We start from the raw sequence: 26,511 nt of genomic DNA, 5'->3' as shown, positions 1-26,511 counted from the left end.
AATCATTAAACTAGTGCCAACTTCGTTTAATTCTTAATTTGCATTCATGACCATCGACTTGAACTCAAAATCTGAGTAGCAGGTGATGCTGTTATACAGGAGTGTGGTTTGTCCAGATTACCCGTTATTGTTGCTCAAGGTGGGGTCAGCTCGGCTGGAAGAACTTCTGGTTTTCATGGCTATCGTCGTTTGGTTCTTGAATGTCTGGATGACCAGTCCCAGCGTGATACGCTTTCAGCGCTTCGAACACTGAGAAACTTGCCGGTTGACAGCAGCCGGGATGATATTCTCTCGGGCACACTTATTCGGCAGCTGGAAAAAAACCTCTTTGACAGTCAGGCGATCCCTGTACATCAGATGATTCAAGCTGAGCATGGAACTGAAATCATTCTTCGAGGGCGCCGCCTGCCCGACCCATTACCCACAGGCTGGCAGCTGGAAAAGTTGGAAGATGGCCGTGTAAAAGTCCGTATCGAGGGTAGTCAGCAGCTGATGGTGCCAGCAACCAGGCAATCCCTGGTAAGTTCGGCAGGTCAGCTTCCTACAGGGTTTTCACCGGAGCAACTTTATCAGTCCCGAAATCATCCCCGATCACTGGCAATGACTGTCTTTGGTGCGTCAGATGCCATTTTTTCTTCAGGTATGGACTGGAATGCTATCAAGCAGAAGCTGAGCCCTGAGGAGATAGCTGTTTACGCTGGCAGTGCAATGAGCCAGATGGATTACAACGGAAATGGCGGTATGCTGCAGGCCCGTTTGCTGGGTAAGCGAGTTACTTCCAAACAGTGTCCATTAGGCTTTGCAGAAATGTCTGCAGATTTCATCAATGCTTATGTACTTGGCTCGCTGGGTGGAACGGGTACAGGCATGGGAGCCTGCGCCACGATGCTCTATAATCTTGAGCAGGCAGCATCTGAGATTCGCAGTGGTCGGCGACGTCTGGTTATAGTGGGTAACAGTGAAGCACCAATAACACCTGAAATCATGGAAGGTTATTCCACGATGGGGGCGTTAACCACGGATGCAGCGCTGAGAAATCTGGATGGACTATCAGATTCGGATAATCCCGACTGGCGAAGAGCTTGCCGCCCATTTGGCGATAATGCCGGTTTTACCATTGCTGAATCCAGTCAGTTTCTGGTACTGATGGATGATGAACTCGCGCTTGAGTGTGGCGCTGAGATTATGGGAGCCGTGGCTGATGTGTTCATTAATGCGGATGGGTTCAAAAAATCCATTTCAGCTCCTGGCGCTGGGAATCACCTGACTGTAGCGCGAGCAGCTGCACTTGGCAGAGCCATCGCGGGTGATGATGCCCTTCGTTATCGCAGTTTTGTCCAGGCCCATGGTACAGGAACACCTCAGAACCGGGTGACTGAGTCGCAGATCCTCAGCGAAACAGCTAAAACGTTTGGTATTGAAAACTGGCCTGTTGCCGCGGTGAAAAGCTATGTTGGTCACTCCATTGGTGCTGCTGGTGGTGATCAGATTATGGCGACGCTGGGTGTCTGGAAGCATGGTGTGATTCCAGGAATTCAGACAATTAAAGGTCTGGCAGAAGATGTTCATTCAGAGCGTCTGAATATTCTGCTCAATCACTTTGAAACTGGTTCCGATCAAATGGATCTTGCTTTGGTCAATGCCAAGGGCTTTGGTGGCAATAATGCTACAGCACTGTTACTTAGCCCTGAAATGACACGGAAGATGCTAACGGTGCGTCATGGTGGTAAAGCCATGACTCAGTGGCAGCAGAAAAACGAGTCAGTTGCTCGTCAGCAGGATAATTACGAGGGGCTCTGTAAAACAGGTGAAGTGAGCCCTATTTATCAGTTTGGAGAAGGTGTATTGGATGGCTCTGACCTGGAGTTTACTGAAAAACAGGTTAAAGTCCCGGGTTATGGAAAGGCTTTAAACTTGGAGATGGAAAACCCTTTCTGGGAGTTTTAATCGAAATAAGCTCAGGCATTGTGACCTGCAATGCCTGAAGTTCTATTTATCAAAATATTTTTTGAATTTCTTTGGGAACTTTATATGACTTCAGGAGATCTTTTTATGACCTTCGATTAGACGTTCATTGCAAATTATGTTTCCAAATAGAAGTACCTCATCTCAATTTCTATCTTCTTTTCTCGCTGCCTTGAATCTTGAGGGTATAAGTTCTAGAACTACCTCAGCAGGTTTCTCATTTGGTTGCAGGGAAACTTGCAATGTAAATACTTCATTTACTGAGGGACTTAGACGAAGTTCCACTGCTACAGTCTCCCCTTATATAAAGTGTATTGATAACCCAGTTTCTAGAAAGCTACTCAAAGCCTCAATGTTGGGTCAAAATGAAAAAATTTATTCACTTATTAATCAGGGGGGGAATCCAAACGTTGTCGGGTTCATGGGGCGAACACCGTTAATATTGGCTGCACAGAAAGGTCATGTTGATACGGTAGCATTGTTAGTGGCGCATGACAGTAATATTAATGCTGCGGATGATTTCAGAAGGACAGCCCTGCATGAAGCTGTGTGTAGTCGGTTTCCCCGAGTAGTAGATCACTTGATTCAGTGCAAAGTGATGATAAATGCTTATGATTATCATGGTTCTACCGGACTTATCTATGCAGCTGAATTAGGTGAATTAAGCAGTGTTAGAATGCTTCTTCAAGCTCATGCAAAAGTGGATCATGTTAATAAATATGGGCGAACAGCATTGATTCAGGCCGCGGCAAATGGTCATTACATGGTTGTAGAAATCCTTGTCCAGAGTAATGCTGATATCCATCATAATGATCTCTCAGGGAATAACGCAAATTATTATGCTTATAATTATGGTCACATAGAGTGCTGCAAATATTTAATCAAAAATGGTGCGAAACTGGATGAATTGGCCAAGAGCATGGGGTTGTCTGAAGAGGTTGTCAGAAACAAGATCTATGCGAGTAGACCAGAAAATTTGGAAGAGGTATATTTTTAACGCGTGCCTTGAAAGCGTTAATAAACCCAGAGGAAAAAATTGAATCAGTAAAACTGTGATATCAGATATTCTATATACAAACTGTTATCTGACAATGATTAATCATTGCCAGATGTATAAAATTTCAAATAATGCTGGTGTCAGTAAAAGAAAACGCTCTGACATCAAACAATCCATTCGATGTCAGCTTTAGCTCAGGAATCACCGGCAGGCTCATAAAGACCAGCGTCATCAACGGCTGAATATTGGTATTCACGCCCAGTGTGTTTCGTGCCTTGCCTAAAAGGTCTCCCATCGTCTTTGCAACGGTTTCAGCATTCTGGTCAGACATGAGGCCAGCAATCGGTAAAGGCAGCTCTCCAATCACTTCGCCATTATGGACCAGAACAAACCCACCACCGATGGATTCCACCTGTTTAACGGCAGCTAACATGTCCTGGTCATTGTCACCCACCACCACAATATTATGTGAATCATGGGAAACCGTCGTGGCGATAGCCCCGCCAGTCAGTCCATAGTCAGCGAGTATGGCGAGCGACATATTACCAGACGCTTTGTGGCGTTCAATCACTGCCAGCTTATTCAGGCCAGGGTTGAGCTGAGGGTCAAATAAACCGTGCGAATTGACTTGAACATCGACCTCCAAAGCTTTGGTTAAAACACCACCGGGCAATACACCCATTGCTCTTGCTTTATCGGAAGTCAGTGGAAGGTGGAAATTCTCAATGCTCAGGGGAGCCAGGTTCACGGTGTTCAGTACCGAAGGGCAGTGATAGTCCTGAATATCGACCAGCAATTCACCATTTCGTGAGATTTCCTGACCCGCACAGAACACACGGCGTACTTTGAAGCTTTGCAGGTTTTCAACAATCACCACATCACCATCATAACCGGGCGCCAGGGCTCCCTTCTTTTTGAGGCCATAGCACTCCGCAGCATTCAGGGTGCCGATGGTAATGGCCATGATCGGATCAATGCCGGCTTCAACCGCAAGGCGAAGGTTCTTATTGATATGACCGCCATTGATAATATCCTTGGGCTCTCGGTCATCGGTACAGAACAGACAACGGCTGGCATTTGCGGCATTGACGCCTTTCACCAGTTCCAGCAGATCTTTACAGGCGGAGCCTTCACGGATCTGAATGTACATACCCATCTGGATACGTGCGAGCATCGCTTCAATACTGGAGCACTCATGATCGGTTTTAATGCCCGCCATGGCATAGGCCTGAAGATCCAATCCTTTCAGCCCGGGGCTGTGGCCATCAGCAATATAGCCATGGTCGTGTGCCAGTTTGACTTTGGCCAGCATGGCTTCATCACCATTGATGACGGCAGGGAAGTCCATGACTTCCCCAACGCCCAGGACATCCGGGTGGCTAATCAGCTCGGCCAGGTCTTCTGCCATCAATTTGGCCCCAGCTTCCTCAAAGGGTGTCGCGGGTACACAGGAGGGCAGCATGATCTTCACATTCAGTGGCAGGTTCTTTGATGCATCCAGCATATAACGAATGCCATCGAGACCACAGACATTGGCGATTTCGTGTGGGTCGGCAATAACAGTGGTTGTGCCATGAGGCAGTACAATACGGGCAAACTGAGGTGGCGTGATGGACGACGACTCGATATGCACATGGCTGTCGATCAGGCCTGGCATCACAATACCGCCATTGGCATCTATGATCTCACGCGCTTCATAATCACCAATCCCAATGACTTTGCCCATCCCCAGGGCCAGTGGGCCATCAATAAGGCGCTGGTTAAAAACATCAACGACTTTGCAGTTGATAATCAGTGTATCTACGGGGATGCGGCCAGCGGCCATATCAATCAGTTGTTTCATACGTTAAGGCTACTCGTAAACTATCTGGCAAAAGACCGGGCAGGGTGCCCGGTCGATGACTCATGCAATCACTTGTCTTTCAGCGTGCGTTATTCAGCAGCACTTAACACCGGATCAAAGACGCTCTGGGTAGCAAAGCACACGGCACCCAGATCGGTCATGGCGTAATCAGGGATGGCTGTGATTTCCAGGCAGCACATGTAGAAAACAGGGTCAGGCAGGTCACAGCCCAGTTCTCTTGCAATTGCCTTCATATTCAGTTCTGCTGCGGCCATTTCCTCTGGGCTGATATCGGAAGTAACACCACAGATTGGCAGGTGAATGAAATCAATGATCTCGCCGTCTTTCACAATCACCTGACCGCCACCTTTTTCAGCCAGATAGTTGATGGCAGTGGACATATCCTCAGAGTTGGTACCGATACAGACAATATTGTTGTCATCCGGAGCTTTGGAGCTGGCCATGGCACCGGCTTTTAGCTTCCAGCCGGAAACAAAGGCCACTGGCTTATTACCATTCTTGCCAAAACGCTCAACCACTGTGGCGTAGAGAACATCGTTTTCAACATCCGGCAGCACCACACCATTTTCAACGTTGAGCTGAACATCTCGGCGGCGACGGACGAAAGGTACATCAAAATCCACTTCCATGGACAGTACGTTCACCTTGTCTGCTGTGAGGTCGGTGTATACCTTCATGTCAGCAGGGGTAATGGATGGGATTCTCAGCTTGGAAGATAGAATTTCACTGCGTGCTGGTGGTTGCAGGTCAATCGCCATCTTGCCGCCATCAACCACCAGTTTGCCCTTGGCGATGACCTTATCGATATTGAACTTGCGCAGGTCTTCCACCAGCAAAATGTCGGCGATTTTTCCTGGAGAGATAGAGCCCACCAGGTGATCAATACGATAGGCTTCGGCACTGTTCAGGGAACCCATCTGGATGGCAGTGATCGGGTCAACACCCGCCGCGATGGTCATACGGATCAGTTTATCCATATGGCCGTTTTCAAGAATTTCTGATGGAATCACGTCGTCAGTACAGAAGCTGACACGACGGGCCACACGCGGATTGATATGCGTCACGACCTTCATGTTTTCATTAAGGAAGTGAGAGATGGATGATTCACGAATCAGCAGGAACATGCCCTTGCGGATTTTTTCCATGGCTTCGTTGTGGTCATAGCTTTCATGGTCCAGACGGACACCGGCACAAAGAACCGAGTTCAGGCGTGTACCTGTGGTCATGGGTGCGCAACCAAAGATAGGCAGATTGTTTTCACCGGCCAGCTCGATGGCCTTCATCACACCGTCGTGTTTGTTTTCAACAAACTCGGAAACGGTTTCCCAGACGCCATAGACTTCAGGCCACTTCTGAACTTCCTGGTGCACTTCCGGGGTCACGTTAAAGCCAACGGTGGATTCTGGCAGGGTGTAAGGCGCGGTAAACGGCAGGCCCCAGAACACTTTCAGTGGTCCCTGGCTGATTTCGTCAAGAACTTCGCGAACGCCTTCCAGACCTGCAGTCACCAGATACTGGTCCAGACCAGAGACAATGCTGGTGGTACCGCAGGGCACCACGGCTTTGGCAAAGCTGGTCATGGACATCTTGCTGCACTCAATGTGCAGATGGCCGTCGATCAGACCGGGAACCAGGTATTTGTTTTCAGCGTCGATAATCTGGGTGTTTTCACCGATGTAGGCTTCAACATCACCAGTGGCAACGATTCTTGAACGGTAAACGGCGATATCAGCAGGGTAGATCTCTGCCGAGGTGACGTTCACCAGTTGACCGTTTTTGATCACCAGGTCAGCAGGAATACGGGCAGCGCCAGCGTCAATCAGATCGCGCAGGTTTTCTTTAATCATTGTGTTTCACTCAACTCAAATAATGGTCTTCAATACGGCTTTTTAAGGTGGTGGTCTCTGGTTTCATTACCTGATGACGCAAACGGCCGCGTGTTACAAATTTCTAAAACAGTGGTCTATAAAAAGGCGTATCGAGCCAGAAATACCACAGTTAATAAGGCACATACGGGCGAGACTTCATGTCTTCTGCCAGACGCCAGTTTGATTACGGTGTAGGTGATAAAGCCGGTGGCAATTCCTTCGGTCAGCGTGAAGCTGAAGGGAATCATCACGGTGGCCACAAAGGCAGGAACGGCTTCGGTCAGATCGTGCCATTGAACTCGGGTTAACTCGGAGGTCATCAGCAGGCCAACATAAATCAGGGCGCCTGCAGTGGCATAAGCTGGAATCATCGCGGCCAGGGGTGAGAAGAAAATGGCCATCAAAAATAGCAGACCAACCACTACAGCCATCAGACCGGTTCTGCCGCCTTCAACGACACCGGTTGCACTTTCAACGTACGGGCAGACGGAAGACGTACCCATAAATGCACCGGCAGCAGAGCTGAGGCTGTCCACAAACAGGGATTTTGTGGCGTTCGGGTAATTGCCGGTTTCGTCCGCAAGCCCGGCTTTATCCGTTACCGCAACAAAGGTCCCAGCAGACTCAAAGAGGCTGACCAGCATAACGGAGATAATGACCCCAATCAGGCTGAGATCAAGAGCGCCCATCAGGTCAAGCTGGCCAAGGACTGGTGCAATACTGGGCGGTAATGAAGCGATGCCCTGGTATTCCACATCACCCAGTAACCAGCCAACAAAAGTAATGGCGATTATTGAGATCAGAACTGCCGCTTTAAAGCCACGTTGAACCAGAACCATCATCAGCAGAAAGCTGGCACAACCCAGAACAAACGGGATGGAGCGAACGTCACCGATGGTCACCATGGTGCTTGGCGTGGCCACAATAATGCCGGCATTGTGCAGGCCCACCAGAGCAATCATCAGACCACAGCCAGTGGCAATACCAATGCGCAGGCTTAAGGGAATACTGGTGATGATGTAGGTACGAAACCCCGCAACCGCCGCAAACAGTAACGAGCCCCAGAAGATCACGGCCATACCGGTCTGCCAGGCCAGTCCCATACCGCCCACCAGAACAAAAGCAAAGTAGCTGTTCAGACCCATAGCCGGTGCCATGGCAATGGGCAGGTTAGCCAGTAGACCCATGGCAATACTGCCAATGGCGGCGATCAGGCAGGTGGTGACAAACACGGCCTGAGCATCCATACCCGCAGCGGAAAGAATCTGCGGGTTTACAAAGATGATGTAGGCCATGGTCAGGAAGGTGGTTATGCCGGCCATGACTTCCTGACGGATATGGGTGCCTTTGGCCTGAAGCTGAAACTGACGGTCTATCCATCCGGTCTTTTCCGGTGGAGGGCATTGGGATTCAGTAATATGACGGGATGCTTCAATAGCCGCAGTAGTCATTACAAACTCGGATGGGAAATCGATGGATGATAATGAACGATCGTTCCGTTCAAAATTATTATACGATCGTGCAAATTAATTGCATCCATAAAAACAATAACTTACGTAAATTACTTAAAGCTGTAGGTGGATTTTGCGTGCTTGGCTGTCCATAGTTCAAATTTTTATGGGTGCTATAGTTCTAAAAAAATACGGTCAAGCAGTAGCTAGAGGGTGTGACAGATAGAGTTATAGGAGACTTGATGATTAAGGAGAATCAAGCATGATTGAGCGACATGGATCGACACATGTAAAAATTACTGGGCAGGATGCTGTAAATTATAAAAATGAGAATCAATCGATTGGTTTTTTTAATCAGCTCCGAATGTTTTTCGGAAAATCAGTCGTTATTTCCGCCGATAACGCCTTTTCATACTTTGAGAGCAAACATAATCGCTACGGAATGGAGTTTTGTGAAGGGTTGTGTAAGAGAGACATAAAACTCAGCAATGATTCTAAGCCCCTTGTTGTTCCTCTATCAGGGGATGTGACTTTCGGAAAGGTTAATGAAGTGGATGAAAATCAAGACAGTGCAATGCCGCAATCTGGTGATATAGCCTACGGAAAGGAGCCTTCCACAGTGAAAGATGAAAAACCATACAGGCTGGGGCCTGATGATATGTACTAGCCATTCATTTTATAACAATACGAACAGACCTCAGCCAGTTCGTATTGTTTTCCTATTGGACTAAATATCAGTTCTTATAAACCCAGAACTCAGGATTAACAACTTCAGAGAAGTCAGGACCGGTACCAGTCTGAGGATTTACGTAAGTCCGCATCATGATTTTGAACTTACCATCACTCTGGCTGGTATCAACTTCAAAGCAATTATTGACACCGGTACAATCGGATTTAACTGCCAGTCGGAAGAAGTTCTTGTCAGCACTCCGCTCTATGAAAGTGACTGGCTTTCTCGGGTTAGGCCTTCTGTTGTCGTATTCCTGAAGCTGCACCTTGTCAAAATCAATGGTCGCAATAGCTCTGCCAGTCTCGGGGTGATAAAAGCCAAAGTTCCAGAATTTGGCATAGTTTGTAGCAACATGATCAACACCGGTAATGACCAGCTGGCTATCAGGATTACTGAAATCCACAATCATCATTTTATCGGTTTCAGGGTCATTGATGTCGACATATAACGCATCCAGGTTATTGCCCCAGCAGTAGCTGCCAGTTTCAATGCAGTGCTCTGCACTGTAATCTCTCGCCTTAATGACGGCACTGGCATCATATCTTCCGTACTCATGCTTGGTTTCTCTGAGCCATTTGCGATAGTTGTCTCTTTGCCAGGGCTTCAACTCCTGTCGTCCTGTCAGGCGATCAATTTCCTCTTCTACAGGAAATGGAATATAACCGGTATCTTCATTGGCGGTGACGCGCATCAGTTGAACCGGCTTGCTACTGGTCCAGTCCATAACAGCATCTTCACTTTCAAATGGGCGGGCAAACCGGCCAATGGTTCTGAAGCTATCACCAATGGCTGGATCATTACTGAAAGTAAAGTGCTTTTCAGGTAACCCCTTGATATTGATGCCTTCTTCAGGATAGCCATTATCGATGAAGGCCTGCTTGATTTTGGCCGCCAGCAGCTGGTTTGGGGTAGCAATATGAACAAACACCTGTCCTTCACCCAATGCATCGGGGTTAGGAACATTTTTCATGGTGAATTCATTGCGTGTTTCGCCAACCGCAGCATCAATAATGACACCATTGACTCGTTTTTTATCCGGTGGGTTCTCGCCTTCCTGTAATGGCGTTTTGCCACCTGGGTTAGGAATTTCAGATTCTGAACGCTCATAAACCAGAGTTTCATAGCCAAAGTGGGTGACACCTGGAGGGAGAATGCCATACATCACCATGGCCTCGTTGGTTTCTATGGTCCAGGTGGCGGAAGCCTTGAACTCAATTGGCTCGCTGCCGGGTAATTCTATGGGCATCCCAGGACCTGCTTCATTACAACCATCAACCGCACAGGGAAAGAGGTTGCCACTGTAGAGCAGAGATGTGTTAGCGTAGTTCTGGCAAACTTCAGCATCGCTAACCAGGCAATCCACATAGGCGGACATGCTGTTTCTGTCCTGTACAATCATACCATTTGCACGGAGCTGATCTTTTGTTCCATCAAGAATAGTGCTGGCATGGGCTGCCATTGTCCCCATGACCAAAGCAACGGCACTGGCCAGTATTTTTCTTTTCATTGTCGACTTCCTCATTTTTATTCTCGAGCTTTGGTAAAGCCCGGTTCGGAAGCCATATTCAGTCAAAAAAGATTTTCTAATCTACCGGTTCTAGAGATTGCAAAGAATTTTCAGGATTTTGTAATTTTTTATTTTCCAGATTTAGACAGGAAACCAGGTACTGTTTGGGGGTTGATCCGGTGATTTGTCGAAACGCCTTGTATAAGGTTGAGCCCGAACCAAACCCTGCTTCATAGCCAAGGTCCTTGGGAAGCAGCCTTGTCCCCGTATTGGCCAACGCCTCTATCTTGGCTCTGACAACTTCAACCCGGAATTGATTGATATAGTCATTAAAAGAGTGGCCGGTATTCTGATTGATCACCTGGCTGATGTATGAACTGCCAAGCCCCAGCTCATTGGAGAGGTCTGCGACTTTCAGGTTTTGTTCAAGATACAATTTTTTGTTGCGCAGCAGCTCATCAACCATTTGAAAATAGTGAATGGACTCCGTATCACTCAGTCCACTGTGTCGATATTTAATACAGTCCGAAGTTACTTCGGTATCGTCGTCATCGTCGGGCAGATTTACCGCGCTTTCCTTCGGAGAATCTTCTATCACTATTAGTGCTGTCGATTTCAGGTAAAACAGACAGAAGGCCAGAGTAAACAGGCTGGAGAGCAGCGTGTAAACCTCGCCTCCCGAGTCGGGCGCACTGTCGGGGTGGTTGATACGAGTTCCCACGTAAAAAAGTGATGCAAGCACTGTAAATAAGATATTGAATATTGAGAAAAAGCAGACCCAGCGTAAGCCGATGTGCTCTGTGGTGTCCTGCCAAACGGTGGTGATTGAGGGCCATGCGAGTTTCAGTGTGGCCCATTGGTAACCTGCGAAGATCATACTCAGCATTAACAGTAACGCCAGGTTCACCATGGGAGGCAGTGCCAGTACGGGTATAAAGGCATGCCACTCCTGGGTTGGGATCAGTTGCTGGATCCAACTGCCTTCCAGGGCGACGATCAGTAGAAGAAGAAAAGGACAGAAGTGAACGATATCCCGGAGTTCAGTTTTTTTCTGATGATTCACTAATATCAGTGTTGTCAGGAATAAAATCGGGTGAAGCAAAGATCGTAAAACCAGATAGCTGGTGCTGGCGATAATCTGCCCCTGGTGGTTACCTGTCGTGGCGATATACATAACCAGATGCAGCATGCTCACCAATACTGGCAGGCAAAGAAAGCGGTCGATTAACCTGAGGCTGTCTTGTCGACTACTTCTGATAAAGAGAGAAAATAAGAGAATAAACTCGGTGATGAATGTGCCCCAAAGTAGATACTTCACTCGCGTATCCTGATCCTGATCTTTTTTGTCTGATTGTGTTGGATGCTGACGGTTTTTGTGTTTTTGTCGGCTGATAGATAGTTAAGTTTCAATAGGATACCTGCTTATTGAAACAAATTACACACCGGATAGAGGTTGCAGATTTCTTGTGATATTCCACAAAAAATTTCGAAATTCCCTCACGCTCCGCATCATTTTCAGAATGATGCTTTGATTTTTGATGTTTTGGAAGACAAGCCTCTTTGTTCGTTTTACAGTTGTCGCAAAACAAGCGATTCAGTGGTGGTTTACAGGAGCCCAATATGTTTAAGCACTCATTGTTGGTTCTGCTGGTGTCCGGATTTATGGTGGCCAAGGCTTCGGGCGAGGCATTACCTGGCAAGCTGAATGTTGAGCAGCCAAAGTCGACAGTAGTGACGCTCTACAGTGATAAGGCCCTGATCAGTCAGACGTTCAATTCCCGACCCGATGCAAAGGGCAGCCTTGAGATTTCCGGTCTGCCAATCAACCGGCTTGATGGCAGTCTGAACCTTGAATACGTTAATGGTGAAACCGTTTACCGGCCTGAGGAAATCTTCTGGTACCAGGGAGGTCTGGACCGGGATAATTACTACCGGAATCTGGTGGGTAAAAATGTTGAAGTGTTTGGTGGCGGCCTGAACGTAGCCATTCAGGGTAAACTGGTCAGCTATCAGCAGGGAATCGGGCTGGTGGAAGGCAGTAATGGCCGTCAGTATTTTATCGATTATCACGACCCCCAGGGCTTGAGGATACTGTCACGGGTTTCTTCGGAGACTCAGGGTAAAAGTCTCAAATACCTGACGGCGGATTTTGGCCAGCAACCGGTCAGTGGGCCTCTGAAGCTTACTTATATCACCCCTCAGTTAAGCTATGACAGCCATTATCGTTTAACGCTTTTATCGCAGAACCAGGGACGTCTGGAATTAAAAACACTGCTGACCAACAGTTCCAATATCAATTTCAATCAGGCAAAAATTCGTTTGGTTGCCGGTGGCGAGGGTGGTGTTCCTGGCTTTTACCGTAAGAACCGGATGCTTGAAGCATCGGTGGTGGCTGATGCGGGTGACTACGGTGAGCGTGTCGGTGAAGTATTGCTTTCTACTTTGCCAAAGGACACCGTCCTGCCTGCCAATAGCAAGCAGCTGATTGATCTTTTTTCAGAAGCATTGCACCTTGAAAAGCTATACACCCTTGACGTGTATGGCCGTTCGACCGGTGGCAGAACTTCCATGGCTGAGCGTCCCAGGTTGACCTGGAAGTTTGAGGCACCGCTGGACCTTCCACCAGCACAGGTTCGTATGTATGAACAGGACCCGGATGGCGGCTATATCATCAGTGGTAACTCATGGTTGCCCAAAACAACCGCGGGTGATCACGCCTGGTTGACCATGGGAGAAGCGCTGGCTGTGCGTGTTGAGCGTACACGACTGGACGTTGAACAGAAGAGTGACAAAGAGCTGGTGGTTAAATGGCAGGCGACGGTCTCAAATGATCAGGAAGACAGCATTACACTGCTAATAAAGGAGCGTGATCCTAATCTGATTAAGCTTGAGAGTGTTAAGGGTGCAACACTGGAAAAAATGGATCAGCTTCGTGTTGAGGTTTCTGCCGGTACCCAGAAAATTATACACTTTACTGCTAAATATCGTCGCTGATTGACCAGGAGGTTTGCTTGCACTGTTCATCCCCCTATTCATCCATAGTAGTACTGACCGGTGCGGGAATCTCGGCTGAGTCCGGAATCAGAACATTCCGGGCCGGCGACGGACTCTGGGAAAATCACCCTGTTGAGGATGTGGCAACACCTGAAGGGTACGCTCGAAACCCCTCACTGGTACAACGATTTTACAACGATAGAAGGCGTCAGCTGAACTCAGTCGAACCAAACCGTGCTCATCAGGCACTTGCTGAGTTTGAACGTCAGTTCTCTGGAAGCTTTCTTCTGGTGACTCAGAATGTTGATGATCTCCATGAGAGAGCGGGGAGCACCCGTCTGATTCATATGCATGGTGAACTGCTGAAAGTTCACTGTCAGGACACCGAGGAGGTTTTTCATTGGGATCAGGATGTTACCGTTGATACTCAATGTGAATGCTGCGGTGTTGCGGGAAATCTCCGCCCACACATTGTCTGGTTCGGTGAGATGCCTTTACAGATGGACGAGATCTATCAGGCACTGTCAAACTGTGATCTTTTTGTTTCCATTGGCACCTCTGGAAATGTGTATCCAGCGGCAGGTTTCGTTCAGGAGGCGGCTGCGGCAGGAGCAAAGACCGTTGAATTAAACCTTGAGCCTGGGAATCACGGCTCACTGTTTGATGAACAGCATTACGGGCCAGCTACCGAAGTGGTTGAGCGGTTCTTCAGTTCACTCAAGTAGTGATCTTATACTATTGGCAGGCAACACCAAGTGTTGCCTATCGGGTATTCAGTTATCCAGCAAGATAGCTCATCGCTTCTTCCAGCCCATTGATGGTCAGGGGAAACATTTTGCCTTCCATCTGCTCATCAATCAGCCGTGTTGAAGAAGTATATTGCCAGGCATGTTCCGGTGTGGGGTTCAACCATGCGACACGGTCAAAATGGGCTTTCACCCGTGACATCCAGACATGCCCAGCTTCTTCATTGAAATGTTCAACACTGCCACCGGGTGAGGTAATTTCATAGGGAGACATGGCGGCGTCTCCAACAAAAATAACCCGGTAGTCTTTGCCGTAGCGATGAATAACATCCCAGAGGTTAATACGCTCCTGCTGGCGGCGACGGTTATCCTGCCAGACACTTTCATAGAGATAGTTATGGAAGTAATAGAACTCAAGGTGTTTGAACTCGGTTCGACAGCAGGCAAAGAGCTCTTCGCACAGGCGGACGTGATCGTCCATAGAGCCGCCAATATCCATGAACAGTAGTACTTTCACGGCGTTATGGCGTTCCGGCACCATTTTGATATCCAGCATACCCTTGCTGGCGGTTGAGCGAACCGTGTCATCAAGGTCGAGCTGGTCTGCTGCTCCCTGACGGGCAAATCGGCGCAATCGGCGAAGGGCCATTTTCATATTGCGGCTACCGAGTTGCTCGTCATTATCCAGGTTTTTAAATTCCCGTTTATCCCAGACTTTGGTGGCTTTACGATGTCTCGATTCATTCTGGCCAATCCGAATCCCTGAGGGGTTATAGCCATATGCCCCAAAAGGTGAGGTGCCACCGGTGCCAATCCACTTATTACCGCCCTGGTGACGACCTTTCTGCTCCTCCATTCTCTGACGGAACGTCTCGAGCAACTCCTGGAGGTTTTTCATGCCCTGGATATTTGCCTTGTCCTCATCGGAAAGCTGTCGGATAAACTCCTGCCTCAGCCATTCTTCCGGAATCATGCCTTCGAGCATGTCGTCCATGGACTCAAGGCCGTTGAAAAATGCCTGACAGGCTTTATCAAACTTGTCGTAATGCCTCTCATCCTTGACCAGAATGGTTCGAGATAACTGATAAAAGCCTTCCTGATCGGCATAGATCAGTTTTGCATCCAGCGCCGCCAGCAGGTCAAGGTACTCACGGGTGGTGGCAGGTACACCAAATGCCCGAACGGTTTCAAAAAAATTGGTCAGCATGGTGGTTCCTCGGGCCGGTTAACCACGTCGACTCATAAAGGCCAGGCGCTCCAGCAGGTAAACATCCTGCTCATTTTTTACCAGTGCACCATGCAGGGGGGGAATGGCACTTCGGGTATCCCGGTTTTGCAGAATATCTGCAGGAATGTCGTCTGAGTTGAGCAGTTTCAGCCAGTCGATCAACTCTGAAGTAGAGGGCTTCTTTTTAAGGCCCGGAATCTCTCTGAGTTCAAAAAATACCTGCAGAGCCTCATCCACCAGTTTTTGTTGCAGGTTTGGAAAGTGAACCTGAACGATTTTTCTCATGGTTTTTGCATCAGGAAAGCTGATGTAATGAAAGAAACACCGTCTCAGAAAGGCATCGGGCAGCTCTTTCTCGTTGTTGCTGGTGATAATGACGATAGGGCGTTGTCTGGCTTTGATCTGTTGCTGGGTCTCGTAAACATTGAACTCCATCTTATCCAGCTCTTGCAGCAGGTCATTGGGGAATTCGATATCGGCCTTATCTATTTCATCGATCAGCAAAACGGACTGCTCTTGTGACTCAAAGGCCTCCCAGAGCTTGCCTTTCACAATGTAGTTGCTGATATCGTGAACACGCTCATCACCCAGCTGAGAATCCCGCAGGCGGGAGACAGCATCGTATTCGTAGAGTCCCTGCTGGGCTTTGGTGGTTGACTTGATATGCCACTGCAGAAGCTCTTTCCCCAGTGAACGGGCCACCTGTTCTGCCAGCATGGTCTTACCGGTGCCGGGTTCACCTTTAATAAGAAGAGGGCGTTGCAATGTTACTGCTGCATTGACGGCCATTCTCAGGTCTTCTGTAGCAATATACTGGTCGGTACTTTCGAAGCTCATAGGTCAATTGTCTTTTTTATTATGAAACAGGGCGTTAACTGATTACTCGTTAAAGCAGACGTATTTCGTTTATGTCTTTGGGGGAATTGAGTTGCGGGTAAGGGTAACTCAAAAGGGAGGATAATGGGTAGCCATTTGAGGCCCTTGGGTGATGGGACCTTGCTGAAAAGTAGATAATTCAATGTTATAGATATTTTATATAACTCTATAATTTTAAATTACTTTACGAAATATTATTGAACGAGATAGTCTCACGCTATAAGAAAGTTCAAGGCAATGATTATGCCTTAAACAGGAACATAATTATTTACAGAAGATTAAGGAAGGGACTTTTATGACGCAGGTCTATCAGGATAATTCTCAGGCTATTGGTAATACGCCACTGGTTAAACTGAATCGTCTGGCAAAAGGCCATGAGATTTACGTAAAAATAGAATCCAGAAATCCTGCGAACAGTGTCAAATGCCGTATTGGCGCCAGTATGATTTGGGATGCAGAACGTTCTGGCAAGTTGAAACCTGGTATGGAGCTGGTTGAACCAACCAGCGGAAACACGGGTATCGCGCTGGCATTTGTAGCGGCCTCCCGAGGGATTCCACTGACGTTGACCATGCCTGCCTCCATGAGTATTGAGCGTCGTAAAGTCATGAAGTCTCTCGGGGCGAACATTGTTCTTACCGAGCCTGCTAAAGGAATGCCAGGGGCTATTGCAAAGGCAAAAGAACTGGCCGAAGAAAATTCTGAGAAGTATTTGTTGCTTCAGCAGTTTGAGAATCCAGCTAATCCACGGATTCACGAAGAGACAACCGGCCCGGAAATCTGGAACGCCCTTAATGGAAACATTGATATCTTTGTAGCTGGTGTCGGTACTGGCGGCACAATTTCCGGTGTATCCCGTTATATCAAGGAAATTCAGGGCAGGAAAATTACATCCGTTGCCGTCGAGCCCAGTGCTTCACCGGTTATCAGTCAGACCTTGGCAGGTATAGAAGTAAAGCCTGCACCTCATAAGATTCAGGGAATTGGCGCAGGCTTTATCCCGGCGAATCTCGACCTGAGGCTGGTGGATCAGGTTGAACAGGTGTCCAATGAAGATGCAATAGAGATGGCTCATCGCTTGATGCGTGAAGAGGGGGTTCTTGCTGGTATTTCCGGCGGGGCAGCTGTCAGTGCTGCACTGAAAGTTGCTGAGCAGCCTGAAAATAGAGGTAAGGCCATAGTTGTTATCTTGCCTGACTCTGGTGAGCGTTACCTTTCAACGGTACTGTTTGAAGGTGTCTTCTCGGAAAATGAAAGTGTTCAATAGTTAATTTGAATCATTGAAATTACAAAGTGCACAAAGGAATGACTCTATCTTTTTGTTTGTGTGCTTCGTACGTTAAATACTATGCCCAGTTAATAGATATTCTTAGGGTAGAAATAAAAGGGTTTTGTTTTCTCTGCCTCTGCTTCTACCCTCGTTCTTTGGCTTTTTAACGGGTGCAGACATGTTGCTTGATACGTGTTGCAGGCACTTCAATTGGAACCATGAAGCACATAAAGAGGACTGAGAAAAGCTTTTCTTTTCCTTTCTGCTCTTCGTGTGCTTCGTGGTTCAAAGAAATTAATGGATAGATGCTTAATGTCTACCTTTCATAGATATTAATGAACACCAGCGGATTGCCGATAAGCCAGTGGACAACAACTATGTGATGTGAGAATCTGAACATGGATGTATTCATTGAGGTAATTTAACCCTGACTACGCAAGGATTTGCGTGTAAACAAGAGAAAAATCAGAGTTTTTCCATGCAAAAAAGGACTTTATACATCGGCAACCTCGCTTATACCGCAGTTGAGGAAGATCTTGAACAGGCTTTTGAATCATTTGGTGTCATTGAAGATATCAAGTTGATGAGAGATCGGGAGACTGATCGTTCAAGAGGTTTTGCATTTATTACTTTTGAAAAAGAGTCTGAAGCAGAAGCTGCCCGAGCAATGGATGGAAAGGAAGTTGCTGGCCGCCCAATACGAGTGAATGACGCTCGTCAGAAGCAATCTACTGGAAAGTCTCAAAAGTCTTTTAACAGTTTTAATCAATAGCTGTTTAAGCAGAGCTACCGTGTAACAGCGTACAGGTACTCACTGGTTAACACTATCCGATAAATAGTGTTAAAAGATTTTTTTGAGTTTTAAAATGAGAAACTTAATCTCCCTGGCTGCTATTTGTTTGATAATTGCATTTGATTGTTAAAATTACCATCCATGGGTTGTGGCGTGATATTTAATTAATATCAATCAAATTTTCTAAATCCGTTATGAGCATGACTGGTAGGATTACCCTCGAGGCAGGCAACGCAATAGGGATTTAGAAAATGCGATTGTTATAAGTCCTATGCATGCTGTCGAGATTCAAAAGCAGCATTAATAAGTTCCTGGGTATACGCTTCTTTAGGCTGATTAAAAATTTGCCCTGTAAGCCCCTGTTCTACGATCTTGCCGTCCTGCATTACTATGATGCGATGACTCATTGCCTTGACCACAGCAAGATCATGACTGATAAAAATGTAGCTGAGATTGTACTTTTGCTGCAATGTTCTCAATAAGTCGATAATCTGCGACTGGACGGTTCTATCCAGTGCTGACGTAGGTTCATCCAGAACAATCAACTTTGGCTTGAGAGCCAGAGCTCTGGCAATGGATATGCGTTGACGTTGACCACCAGAGAATTCATGGGGGTAACGGTGACGGCATTCGGGATCCAGACCTACATCAGTCAGGGCAGAGATGATCATCTGCTCCCGGTTCTTTTCAGTGGCTAGTTTATGGATATCAAGGCCTTCGCCCACAATCTCAGCAATGGTCATCCTAGGGCTAAGGCTGCCAAAAGGGTCCTGAAAGACAATCTGCATTTCCCTACGAAGTGGGCGAAACTGCTTCTGATTCATGCAGTCTATACGTTGATCTTCAAACTGAATCAGGCCTTCTGAAGTTTGCAGCTTAAGCAGTGCCATTCCTAATGTCGTTTTGCCAGAACCGGACTCTCCGACAATACCCAGGGTTTCACCCTGGTGAATATCCAGAGAAAGGTCGGTTACGGCTTTGACATAGCCAACCGTCTTTTTGAAAAAGCCTTTTTTGATAGGAAACCAGACTCTTATGTTTTCACCTGACACTAATTCTATCGGACATTCGTTTAGAGGTTCAGGTTCTCCGGAAGGCTCGGCATTGAGCAAGTCTATGGTGTAAGGGTGCTGAGGCGTGGTAAAGACGGTTTCTGTTGGCCCTTGTTCAACAATGGCCCCATCTTTCATAACACAGATGCGATCGGAAACGTGCCGAATCAAGTTCAGGTCATGGCTGATAAACAGGATGGCCATTCCGAGTTTATTCTGCAGATCGGCCAGCAGACTGAGGATCTGTCGTTGAACGGTGACGTCCAGGGCGGTTGTTGGTTCATCGGCAATTAACAGTGTGGGTTCACAAGCCAGGGCCATGGCTATCATTGCCCGTTGCCGCTGCCCTCCCGACAATTCATGGGGATAGGCCTTTAAGCGATTTTTTGCATCCCGAATGCCAACAAGTTCCAGAAGCTCAAGAGCCTTCGCCGTTGCTTCGCTGTTTTTAAGGCCAAGATGAATACCCAGTACTTCGCATATCTGTTTTTCGATGGTATGCAGAGGGTTTAATGCCGTCATGGGCTCCTGAAAAATCATACTGATTTTATGGCCCCGGATTTTCCGCATTTGTGACTTTGAATAGTCCTGCAGAGCTTCATCATTAAATTGAACAGTACCTGAGCATTTGGCATTCTCTGGGAGTAGCTGCAGAATGCTCAATGCCGTAATGGACTTGCCAGAACCTGACTCACCCACCAGTCCGACGGTCTCCCCTGCATTGACAGAAAAAGTAACCCCCTTAACGGCATCAACACCACTGTCTCCCTGTTGGAAACGGATTTTCAGATCGTTAATTGCCAGTAACGGTTTGTCCATAACGTTTCTCTTATCTGGGGCTCTTAATGGAGGTTCGTTAGTTGGAATAGTATTTTCTGGGATCCAGGGCATCTCTGCAGGCTTCACCAATAAAAACCAGTAAAGTGAGCATGATGGACATAACCAGAAATGCAGTGATACCCAGCCAGGGAGCCTGAAGGTTGTTCTTACCCTGGGCAATCAGCTCTCCGAGTGATGGCGAGCCAGCAGGCAGGCCAAAACCCAGGAAATCCAGAGAGGTAAGGGTGGTAATGGCCCCTGTCAGAATAAAGGGCATAAAGGTAACAGTGGCGATCATTGCATTGGGTAATATATGCCTGTACATCAAGCGGCCGTTGGTCATACCCAGGGCTCTTGCCGCTCGCACATACTCCAGGTTTCGACCTCTCAGGAACTCTGCACGTACCACGTCTACTAATGCCATCCACTGGAATAACAGCATGATTCCCAATAGCCACCAGAAGCCGGGCTCAACAAAGCTGGACAGAATGATCAGGAGATAGAGATTAGGCATACCTGACCAGATTTCAATAAAACGCTGACCAAACAGGTCAATTTTTCCACCATAAAACCCCTGTAGTGCTCCGACAGCGACACCAATAATGGTGCTGAACAATGTCAGGGCAAGACCAAACAGTACCGAGATTCGGAAGCCGTAAATCACTCTGGCCAGAACATCACGTCCCTGGTCATCAGTACCCAGCCAGTTGTCTAGAGTCGGATGGGCGGGGGCAATTCGAGCATAATTGATGGTGTCATAGCTGTATCTGATGGGGGGCCATAGCATCCAGCCTTTCGGCTCGATCAATTCTCTGGCAAAGTCCTGACGGTAATCCATCTCCAGTTCAAACTCACCACCGAAGGTGGTTTCAGGATAGGTGACAAAAGTTGGAAAGTAAGGGCTGCCATCAAACCAGAGCAGCAGTGGCTTATCATTGGAAACCACTTCTGCCAGCAAGGTGATGGCAAAGAGGATGGAGAAAACCCAGAGTGAAATATAGCCACGTCGATTCTGCTTAAAGTTTTGCCAGCGACGCTGGTTCAGCGGATTAAGAGTAAACTTGATCATTCAACGTCAGTCCCTGGCTTCGAAATCAATACGGGGATCAACTGCTACATAGGTCAGGTCGCCAACCAGCTTAATCAGCATGCCTAATAGCGTGAAAATGTAGAGGGAGCCAAAAACCACCGGGTAGTCACGGTTTATTGCTGCTTCATACCCAAGAAGACCCAAACCATCCAGAGAGAAAATAATCTCAATAAGCAGGGAGCTGGTAAACAGGATGCCAATCAAGGCTGCGGGAAAACCGGAAATGACCAGAAGCATGGCATTTCGGAAGATGTGACCGTAAAGCACCCGCCGGTCATCAAGGCCTTTTGCTCTGGCAGTTTGCACATACTGTTTATGGATTTCATCCAGAAAGGAGTTTTTGGTCAGCATCGTCAGCGTGGCAAAACCGCTGATGACCATGCAGATAACAGGCAGAATCATATGCCAGATGTAATCCCAGATCTGGCCGAAAAAGCTCAACTCTTCAAAGTTATCTGATACCAGCCCCCTGAGTGGGAAGAAGTTCCAGTAACTGCCGCCGGCAAACAGTACGATCAATAAAATAGCCAATAAGAAGCTGGGAATGGCATAACCCGTGGTAATGATGGCGCTGGACCAGATATCAAAGCGACTGCCGTGCTTAATGGCTTTGCGGATACCCAGGGGGATAGAAATCAGGTAGATAATCAAGGTACTCCAGAGTCCAAGAGAGATGGAAACCGGTAGCTTCTCCTTGATGAGATCAATAACTTTGGCATCTCTGAAAAAGGAGTCTCCAAAGTCAAAGGAGAGATAATTTTTGATCATTTTCAGAAAGCGTTCATGGGCCGGCTGATCGAAACCGTAGAGCTTCTCAATATCTTTGATCAGTTCAGGATCAAGCCCCCTGCGTCCACGGTACTCACCACTTTCATCCAGGCTCATCTGTTGGACTTCCGCATTACTGGAACCACCAATACGACTGATCGCATTGACTTCAAAACCTTCAAGCTTGGCAATCATCTGCTCTACCGGACCACCGGGTGCTGCCTGAATAATGGCAAAGTTAACCAGCATGATCCCGAGCAGGGTCGGGATCATCAAAGCAAGTCGTCGCAATATATAACTGCTCATGGAGACTTCCTGTTATGCATTGGTGATTCTCCTAGACTTTCTTTATACACGTCGGCTTTGACGTTACTACTGCGTTGGCTCCAGTCACTGACTGGAGCACCAGCCCGGCCCGGTCACTTAGTTTGTCTAAGCTCCAGGGCGTCGCCTGTTTGTAACTAAAAAACCTCTAGTTATAGAGCCTCACGGCTCTCTGGCGCTAATTGGTGAATTTAACCGTTTTTTCTACGTCGATACATCCAGAGCGGGATCAGGCCCAGCAATATCAGACCTGAATAATGCCATGGGATGTTGCTTTGTGGTGAACTTGCGGAAGAGTCTGGAGCATCTTTCACCTTTACCGCATTCTTTGGTGACGTTGTATTGTCGATCCACCAAGTATAAATATCGGTACTGTACAATGGGTCTGTTTCTGGTCTCAACAATCTGCTGGAGTGCGCAATCCGGTCGTAAGGGTAATACCATTGTGGGATCAGGTACTCTCCCCAGAGCAAGACACGGTCCAGCGCTTTAACGGCAGTGGTCAGTTCTTCCCGGCTACCGGCGTTAATAACATTGTCAATCATGGCATCAACGACTGGGCTTTGAATGCCCATATAGTTTCTACTGCCCTTGGTGTCGGCTGCTTTACTGCCCCAGAAACCGGTCTGTTCGTTCCCTGGAGATGCAGACTGACCATAGCCCACAACGATCATGTCATAATCAAAGTCCCGGATACGGTTAATGTACTGGGATAGATCAACTGTACGAATATTAAGTTCTATACCCATTTGTTCAAGATTTTTCTTAAAAGGCAGTGCAACTCGTTCAAGGGAAGGCTGGGCGATCAGTAACTCGATCTTAAGAGGTTGGCCCTGAGAACTAACCAGCTTGTTCTTGTTGAGAGACCACCCTGCGCTTTTCAGAAGTGTCAGGGCTTTCTGCAACTGTGGGCGGATATTTCCAGAACCGTCTGTAACTGGCAGTGTATAAGGCTCAGTAAACAGCTTTTCAGGCAACTGACTGCGCCAGGGTTGTAACAACTTAAGCTCTTCGCCTTCAGGAATGCCCGATGCCTCCATTCCAGAGTTACCAAAATAGCTGCGTGAGCGCATATAGCTGTTATGAAAAAGGTTGCGATTTAACCACTCAAAATCCAATGCATAACCAATGGCTCTGCGAACCAGTGGATCCTGAAAAGAGTCACGTCTCAGGTTAAAAGCAAACCCTTGAATGGGCGCAGGGTTACGGGTTGGGATTGTTGCCAGAATAAGATCACCCCGGTGTACAGCGGGAACATCGTAGGCAGTAGCCCAGTTTTTGGCCACATTCTCATATCGCAGATCGTACTCTCCCGCTTTCAGCGCCTGAAGGGCAACATGTTCATCCCGGTAGTAGTCATAACTGATCTCATCAAAGTTGTAACGGCCCACATTCACGGGTAGATCTTGTGCCCAGTAATCTTTCACTCTGTGGTAGGTAATGCTGCGACCACCATCAACGTTCATGACCTGATAAGGGCCGCTACCGAGAGGCGGCTTAAGAGAGGCTGAGGAGAAATCGTTTTCCTCCAGCTCCCAGTGATGTTTTGGCAAGACTGGAAGCTCTGAGAGAATAAAAGGTAATTCCGGGTTGTTAGAATGTTTGAAGTTAAAGCGAACGCGGCTGTCAGAAAGTGCTGTTACGGATTCTACGTCGGAATAATAACTGCGATAAAAGGGGTGCCCCTTTTGAGTAAGCAGTTCGAACGTGTATTTTACATCATTGGCCGTAATGGCTTTTCCGTCGTGGAAACGTGCGCGTGGGTTTAGGTTAAAAGTGATGCTGCTATTATCCGCTGCCTTTTCTGCTGACTCTGCAATAAGAGGGTAAAGAGAAAAGGGTTCATCCCGGCTCTGGGTCATCAGCGTATCGTAAACAAGACCTATGCCGGTGACGGGTGTTCCTTTATTGGTATAGGGATTCAGGCTGTCAAAAGTACCGCTGGCAGCCATTCGCACACTGCCACCTTTTGGCGCATCAGGATTGACATAGTCGAAGTGTGTAAAGGTTGTTCCCGGCTGTCCGTACTTTGCATCGCCGTGGAGGACCAGCGTTGTTTCTGCGTCAGTACTGGATAATATATCGGATGCTGTTTCGGACGATCTGGCTGAAGAACTGCCTGAAGAATAGGCAGTAAAGGAGAGTAAAACTCCCAAGGTCAGTGTTGCCGCTTTGAGAGAGCCAGAGTTCATTACCATCATAAGAAACCGTTAGTGTTTTAAAATCTCTGAGGAGTCTTGTTTATAAGCAATCGTTCTAATATAGACTTAACCATGGATTGTTGTTAAGTACCAGTAATGCTTTTGTAATCGTGACTGGTTTTATGCTAAGTGCTTTTCAAAATTCCCGCCACCAGGTGCTTAAGCCATTTTCATAGGGAGGAGCAACATCAGGGTGTTTCAGGCCTGGCCGATAGACCATCGGCCAATAGGGCAGGTACCATTGAGGAATCACTGCATAGTGCCAGAGCACAATGCGATCAATTGCCCGGGTATACAACATTAACTCTTCTCTGGATTCTGCATTGATGGCTTTATCAATCATGTTGTCCAATACATCCAGTTTTATTCCGCTCAAATTTTGCCCTGCCTCACTGTCAGCACTGGTACTGCTCCAGAAGTTTTTCAGCTCGGTGCCTGGTGTAACACTTGGGTAGAAACCGTGAATGAGCATATCAAAGTCAAACTTCCTGACGCGGTTAATGTATTGGGACGTATCAACGGTATTTATTGTGGCAGAGATACCAAGCTCACGAAGATTTCGAGCGAATGGAATCACAAAACGTTCATAGTCTGGATCTGTCAGAAGAATTTCAAATTTAAGCGGTTTGTTATCTTTATCCAGTACCTTCTTATTTTTGTAGGACCAGCCTGCAGCCTTTAACAGCTGCAAAGCAAGGGTTTTATTCTTACGCCAGTTTCCAGTGCCATCCGTTTCCACCGGTGTCCAGGGGATGTCGAACAGTTCCGGAGGAAGCTCCGACTTCCACGGAGTCAGAAGTGCTTTTTCTTTAGAAGAAGGTTGCTCTGTAGCAGCAAGGTCTGAGTTAGAGAAAAGGCTGTACGCTTGATAGTACATCCCAAAAAAGAGATGCTGATTCATCCAGTTAAAGTCTAACGCCATTGATATCGCTTTTCTGACATCTCTCTGCGCAAAAACAGGTCTTCTCAAGTTGAATACAAAGGCTCGCATTCCCAGGCTTTTGTTAAAAATCTTTTCCTGAATGAATGTCGTGTGCTTTACATTGTTTCTTTTGTACGCCTGAGACCAGTTTCGGGGATTGGCATCGATGCGCAGGTCAAATTCACCCTTTTTGAAGGCTTCAAGGGCAATGCCATCATCCCGATAGTAGTCGGTCCTGATGATATCAAAATTATGCCGACCCTTATTAATGGGCAGGTCAGCGGCCCAATAGTCTTTAACCCGTTCATAGGCGACATAGTGACCTGGACTAAAGTCCTTAACCTTATAAGGACCACTGGCCAGAGGTGGTTTCATGGTTGCTTTAAAGAGATCATTCTCTTCTTTTTGCCAGTAATGAGCGGGCAGAATACGAAGTTGAGACAGTCGTAAAACCAGACTTTTAGCCGGTGATTCTGAGAAGCTGAAACGGACTGTTTTGGCATTGATAGCCTCCACTTTATTAATGATTCCATAAAGATGTTTATAGTGAGGCGGTCCTCTCTTTTTCAGTGACTCGAAGGTAAATACCACATCACTTGCGGTGATTGGAGTACCATCATGAAATCGGGCATCAGGGTTCAGGTGGTAAATGACCCACCGGAAATCATTGGGGTATTCAATATGTTCAGCGATCAGCCCGTAAACTGAGTAGGGTTCGTCACCCGATTTCACCATTAATGAGTCATAGAGAAAGTAACTGCCATCTGCCCAGATCCCTTTTGGCGCGAAAGTGTTGAATGTATCGAAAGTTCCCGTGACGCCTTTACGGAGGATGCCTCCTTTAGGTGCATTGGGGGTAACATAGGAAAAATGTGTAAAGTGATTGCTGTACTTAAGCGTATTGTGAAAACTCAGACCATGAGCAGTAGTTGAGTGTTTTTCTATAGGGCTTGCCTGAGTGTTTAGCCATAATGTCAGGGCTATTAAAACAAATCCCTTTCTTAAAAAGTCAGCCATATGACTGGTTCCTTTTTATGGTTTACCAC

At 47.3% G+C, this 26,511-nt stretch carries 19 protein-coding genes; 7 read left to right on the top strand and 12 right to left on the bottom strand.

Features of this window, described 5'->3' with window-relative positions:
* Nucleotides 1–108 precede the first annotated feature (108 nt).
* Together GV64_RS13925 and GV64_RS13920 are read left to right on the top strand one after the other, a co-directional pair.
* Nucleotides 109–1,947 carry a beta-ketoacyl synthase gene (locus GV64_RS13925; protein ID WP_020583538.1) on the top strand — a complete coding sequence of 613 codons (1,839 nt, stop codon included), beginning with the start codon at nt 109–111 and terminating at the stop codon, nt 1,945–1,947.
* Nucleotides 1,948–2,317: 370 nt separating this feature from the next.
* Complete coding sequence (locus GV64_RS13920; protein ID WP_020583536.1) at nt 2,318–2,962, top strand: ankyrin repeat domain-containing protein; 645 nt, start codon at nt 2,318–2,320, stop codon at nt 2,960–2,962.
* A gap of 124 nt (nt 2,963–3,086) precedes the next feature.
* Here the strand turns inward: GV64_RS13920 and ade are convergent, their stop codons facing one another.
* From ade to GV64_RS13905, 3 genes are all read right to left on the bottom strand, one after another.
* A complete protein-coding gene (ade, locus tag GV64_RS13915; protein ID WP_020583535.1) occupies nt 3,087–4,805 on the bottom strand; it encodes an adenine deaminase in 1,719 nt (572 codons plus the stop codon).
* Nucleotides 4,806–4,894: 89 nt separating this feature from the next.
* Entirely contained in the window at nt 4,895–6,673 is a 1,779-nt protein-coding gene (locus tag GV64_RS13910) for an adenine deaminase C-terminal domain-containing protein (protein WP_020583534.1), read from the bottom strand.
* A gap of 116 nt (nt 6,674–6,789) precedes the next feature.
* Nucleotides 6,790–8,145 carry an NCS2 family permease gene (locus GV64_RS13905; RefSeq protein ID WP_020583533.1) on the bottom strand — a complete coding sequence of 452 codons (1,356 nt, stop codon included), beginning with the start codon at nt 8,143–8,145 and terminating at the stop codon, nt 6,790–6,792.
* A 262-nt stretch (nt 8,146–8,407) separates the two neighbouring features.
* Here GV64_RS13905 and GV64_RS13900 point away from each other — a divergent pair, with 262 nt between their 5' ends.
* Nucleotides 8,408–8,812 (top strand): hypothetical protein, encoded by a 405-nt coding sequence (locus GV64_RS13900; RefSeq protein WP_020583532.1) that lies wholly within the window; start codon nt 8,408–8,410, stop codon nt 8,810–8,812.
* Between the two features lie 67 nt (nt 8,813–8,879).
* On the opposite strand, the gene GV64_RS13895 is transcribed toward GV64_RS13900, so the two are convergent.
* Both GV64_RS13895 and GV64_RS13890 read right to left on the bottom strand, forming a co-directional pair.
* The gene (locus tag GV64_RS13895) at nt 8,880–10,382 is read right to left on the bottom strand and encodes a hypothetical protein (protein WP_020583531.1); all 1,503 of its coding nucleotides are present in this window, start codon (nt 10,380–10,382) and stop codon (nt 8,880–8,882) included.
* A 76-nt stretch (nt 10,383–10,458) separates the two neighbouring features.
* Nucleotides 10,459–11,700: an AraC family transcriptional regulator gene (locus tag GV64_RS13890; RefSeq protein WP_020583530.1), complete on the bottom strand. Its 1,242-nt coding sequence runs from the start codon at nt 11,698–11,700 to the stop codon at nt 10,459–10,461.
* Between the two features lie 302 nt (nt 11,701–12,002).
* On the opposite strand from GV64_RS13890, the gene GV64_RS13885 reads away from it, so the two are divergent.
* Both GV64_RS13885 and cobB read left to right on the top strand, forming a co-directional pair.
* A complete protein-coding gene (locus GV64_RS13885; RefSeq protein ID WP_020583529.1) occupies nt 12,003–13,376 on the top strand; it encodes a hypothetical protein in 1,374 nt (457 codons plus the stop codon).
* A 17-nt stretch (nt 13,377–13,393) separates the two neighbouring features.
* Nucleotides 13,394–14,101 carry a Sir2 family NAD+-dependent deacetylase gene (gene cobB, locus GV64_RS13880; protein ID WP_020583528.1) on the top strand — a complete coding sequence of 236 codons (708 nt, stop codon included), beginning with the start codon at nt 13,394–13,396 and terminating at the stop codon, nt 14,099–14,101.
* Between the two features lie 52 nt (nt 14,102–14,153).
* On the opposite strand, the gene GV64_RS13875 is transcribed toward cobB, so the two are convergent.
* Together GV64_RS13875 and GV64_RS13870 are read right to left on the bottom strand one after the other, a co-directional pair.
* Nucleotides 14,154–15,329: a vWA domain-containing protein gene (locus GV64_RS13875; RefSeq protein WP_020583527.1), complete on the bottom strand. Its 1,176-nt coding sequence runs from the start codon at nt 15,327–15,329 to the stop codon at nt 14,154–14,156.
* A gap of 18 nt (nt 15,330–15,347) precedes the next feature.
* Nucleotides 15,348–16,187 carry an AAA family ATPase gene (locus GV64_RS13870; RefSeq protein WP_020583526.1) on the bottom strand — a complete coding sequence of 280 codons (840 nt, stop codon included), beginning with the start codon at nt 16,185–16,187 and terminating at the stop codon, nt 15,348–15,350.
* A 334-nt stretch (nt 16,188–16,521) separates the two neighbouring features.
* Between GV64_RS13870 and cysK the strand changes: the two genes are divergently transcribed.
* A complete protein-coding gene (cysK, locus tag GV64_RS13865; protein ID WP_020583525.1) occupies nt 16,522–17,493 on the top strand; it encodes a cysteine synthase A in 972 nt (323 codons plus the stop codon).
* A gap of 481 nt (nt 17,494–17,974) precedes the next feature.
* On the top strand, nt 17,975–18,268 hold the full coding sequence (locus GV64_RS13860) for an RNA recognition motif domain-containing protein (protein ID WP_020583524.1): 294 nt from the start codon (nt 17,975–17,977) through the stop codon (nt 18,266–18,268).
* A 290-nt stretch (nt 18,269–18,558) separates the two neighbouring features.
* Here the strand turns inward: GV64_RS13860 and GV64_RS13855 are convergent, their stop codons facing one another.
* The 5 genes from GV64_RS13855 to GV64_RS13835 form a co-directional block, all read right to left on the bottom strand.
* The gene (locus GV64_RS13855) at nt 18,559–20,160 is read right to left on the bottom strand and encodes an ABC transporter ATP-binding protein (RefSeq protein ID WP_020583523.1); all 1,602 of its coding nucleotides are present in this window, start codon (nt 20,158–20,160) and stop codon (nt 18,559–18,561) included.
* A gap of 37 nt (nt 20,161–20,197) precedes the next feature.
* On the bottom strand, nt 20,198–21,229 hold the full coding sequence (locus GV64_RS13850; protein WP_020583522.1) for an ABC transporter permease: 1,032 nt from the start codon (nt 21,227–21,229) through the stop codon (nt 20,198–20,200).
* 6 nt (nt 21,230–21,235) lie between these two features.
* Nucleotides 21,236–22,324, bottom strand: a complete 1,089-nt coding sequence (locus tag GV64_RS13845) for a microcin C ABC transporter permease YejB (RefSeq protein WP_020583521.1) — start codon at nt 22,322–22,324, stop codon at nt 21,236–21,238.
* 209 nt (nt 22,325–22,533) lie between these two features.
* The gene (locus GV64_RS13840) at nt 22,534–24,543 is read right to left on the bottom strand and encodes an extracellular solute-binding protein (RefSeq protein WP_020583520.1); all 2,010 of its coding nucleotides are present in this window, start codon (nt 24,541–24,543) and stop codon (nt 22,534–22,536) included.
* Between the two features lie 136 nt (nt 24,544–24,679).
* Nucleotides 24,680–26,482 carry an extracellular solute-binding protein gene (locus GV64_RS13835; RefSeq protein ID WP_020583519.1) on the bottom strand — a complete coding sequence of 601 codons (1,803 nt, stop codon included), beginning with the start codon at nt 26,480–26,482 and terminating at the stop codon, nt 24,680–24,682.
* Nucleotides 26,483–26,511 lie beyond the last annotated feature (29 nt).

The sequence above is a fragment of the Endozoicomonas elysicola genome (assembly GCF_000710775.1).
In the GTDB taxonomy this organism is placed as follows: domain Bacteria; phylum Pseudomonadota; class Gammaproteobacteria; order Pseudomonadales; family Endozoicomonadaceae; genus Endozoicomonas; species Endozoicomonas elysicola.
The sequence above is the reverse complement of the archived record's forward strand: the minus strand, read 5'-3'. Positions and strand labels throughout refer to the sequence as shown.

Bases quoted from the DNA above. Each gene is read 5' to 3' on its own strand.
- GV64_RS13845 (WP_020583521.1), bottom strand. From the start codon at position 22,324: ATGAGCAGTTATATATTGCGACGACTTGCTTTGATGATCCCGACCCTG.
- GV64_RS13885 (WP_020583529.1), top strand. From the start codon at position 12,003: ATGTTTAAGCACTCATTGTTGGTTCTGCTGGTGTCCGGATTTATGGTG.
- GV64_RS13905 (WP_020583533.1), bottom strand. From the start codon at position 8,145: ATGACTACTGCGGCTATTGAAGCATCCCGTCATATTACTGAATCCCAA.
- GV64_RS13875 (WP_020583527.1), bottom strand. From the start codon at position 15,329: ATGCTGACCAATTTTTTTGAAACCGTTCGGGCATTTGGTGTACCTGCC.
- GV64_RS13835 (WP_020583519.1), bottom strand. From the start codon at position 26,482: ATGGCTGACTTTTTAAGAAAGGGATTTGTTTTAATAGCCCTGACATTA.
- cysK (WP_020583525.1), top strand. From the start codon at position 16,522: ATGACGCAGGTCTATCAGGATAATTCTCAGGCTATTGGTAATACGCCA.
- GV64_RS13920 (WP_020583536.1), top strand. From the start codon at position 2,318: ATGTTGGGTCAAAATGAAAAAATTTATTCACTTATTAATCAGGGGGGG.
- GV64_RS13850 (WP_020583522.1), bottom strand. From the start codon at position 21,229: ATGATCAAGTTTACTCTTAATCCGCTGAACCAGCGTCGCTGGCAAAAC.
- GV64_RS13860 (WP_020583524.1), top strand. From the start codon at position 17,975: ATGCAAAAAAGGACTTTATACATCGGCAACCTCGCTTATACCGCAGTT.
- GV64_RS13910 (WP_020583534.1), bottom strand. From the start codon at position 6,673: ATGATTAAAGAAAACCTGCGCGATCTGATTGACGCTGGCGCTGCCCGT.
- GV64_RS13855 (WP_020583523.1), bottom strand. From the start codon at position 20,160: ATGGACAAACCGTTACTGGCAATTAACGATCTGAAAATCCGTTTCCAA.
- ade (WP_020583535.1), bottom strand. From the start codon at position 4,805: ATGAAACAACTGATTGATATGGCCGCTGGCCGCATCCCCGTAGATACA.
- GV64_RS13870 (WP_020583526.1), bottom strand. From the start codon at position 16,187: ATGAGCTTCGAAAGTACCGACCAGTATATTGCTACAGAAGACCTGAGA.
- GV64_RS13840 (WP_020583520.1), bottom strand. From the start codon at position 24,543: ATGATGGTAATGAACTCTGGCTCTCTCAAAGCGGCAACACTGACCTTG.
- GV64_RS13900 (WP_020583532.1), top strand. From the start codon at position 8,408: ATGATTGAGCGACATGGATCGACACATGTAAAAATTACTGGGCAGGAT.
- GV64_RS13895 (WP_020583531.1), bottom strand. From the start codon at position 10,382: ATGAAAAGAAAAATACTGGCCAGTGCCGTTGCTTTGGTCATGGGGACA.